Source organism: Streptomyces sp. NPDC057697 (assembly GCF_042799335.1).
GTDB lineage: Bacteria > Actinomycetota > Actinomycetes > Streptomycetales > Streptomycetaceae > Streptomyces.
The window spans coordinates 1-1,269 of record NZ_JBHVJA010000042.1 but is presented as its reverse complement, the minus strand read 5'-3'; the positions used below and the strand labels follow the sequence as shown (position 1 = coordinate 1,269).

Here is a 1,269-nt window from a genome sequence, read left to right as displayed (position 1 = left end):
CACTGCTGCACGTGGACACCGGACACAACTTCCCCGAGGTACTGGAACACCGCGACCGCACCGTGGCCCGCCACGGGCTCCGGCTCCACATCGCCTCCGTCCAGGAGTACATCGACGCCGGGAAACTCCGCGAACGCCCGGACGGCACCCGCAACCCCCTGCAGACCCTCCCGCTGACCGAAGCGATCCAGCAGCACCGCTTCGACGCCGTCTTCGGCGGCGGCCGCCGCGACGAGGAGAAGGCACGCGCCAAGGAACGGGTCTTCTCACTGCGCGACGAGTTCTCCCAGTGGGACCCGCGCCGCCAGCGCCCCGAACTGTGGCAGCTCTACAACGGACGCCACGCCCCCGGCGAACACGTCCGCGTCTTCCCCCTCTCCAACTGGACCGAACTCGACGTCTGGCAGTACATCGAACGCGAGAACATCGAACTCCCACGGATCTACTTCGCCCACGAGCGCGAGGTCTTCAGCCGCTCCGGCATGTGGCTGACCGCGGGCGACTGGGGCGGCCCCAGGAAGAACGAGCCGACCGAGACCCGCCAGGTCCGCTACCGCACCGTCGGCGACATGTCCTGCACCGGCGCCGTCGACTCCGACGCCACCACACTGGACGCCGTCATCACCGAGATCGCCGCCTCCCGGCTCACCGAACGGGGCGCCACCCGCGCCGACGACAAGATGTCCGAGGCCGCCATGGAGGACCGCAAGCGCGAGGGATACTTCTAAATGACCGCCATCAGCGAACAGCCGTCGACCACCACCCTGCTCCGGTTCGCCACCGCCGGCTCCGTCGACGACGGCAAGTCCACCCTCGTGGGCCGTCTGCTGCACGACTCCAAGTCGGTCCTCACCGACCAGCTGGAAGCCGTCGAGCACGCCTCGCGCAGCCGCGGCCAGGAGACACCCGACCTGGCACTGCTGACCGACGGCCTGCGCGCCGAGCGCGAGCAGGGCATCACCATCGACGTCGCGTACCGCTACTTCGCGACACCGCGCCGCCGGTTCGTCCTGGCCGACACCCCCGGGCACGTGCAGTACACCCGGAACATGGTGACCGGCGCCTCCACCGCCGAACTGGCCGTCGTCCTGGTCGACGCCCGCAACGGCGTGGTCGAGCAGACCCGGCGGCACGCCGCCGTCGCCGCGCTCCTGCGGGTGCCGCACGTGGTCCTGGCCGTCAACAAGATGGACCTGGTCGACTACGCCGAGCCCGTCTTCGCCGCCATCGCCGAGGAGTTCACCTCCTACGCCGCCTCCCTCGGCGTCC

Annotated in this window: 2 protein-coding genes; both read left to right on the top strand. The window is 70.1% G+C overall.

Translation table 11 applies throughout. The features are described 5' to 3' along the window. Positions 1-728 (top strand): sulfate adenylyltransferase subunit CysD (gene cysD / locus ACFVFH_RS35765; RefSeq protein ID WP_383777110.1); only part of this gene is annotated, 728 nt, incomplete at its 5' end. Continuing rightward, on the top strand, positions 729-1,269 hold a 541-nt coding region (locus tag ACFVFH_RS35760), incomplete at its 3' end, for a GTP-binding protein (RefSeq protein ID WP_383777107.1).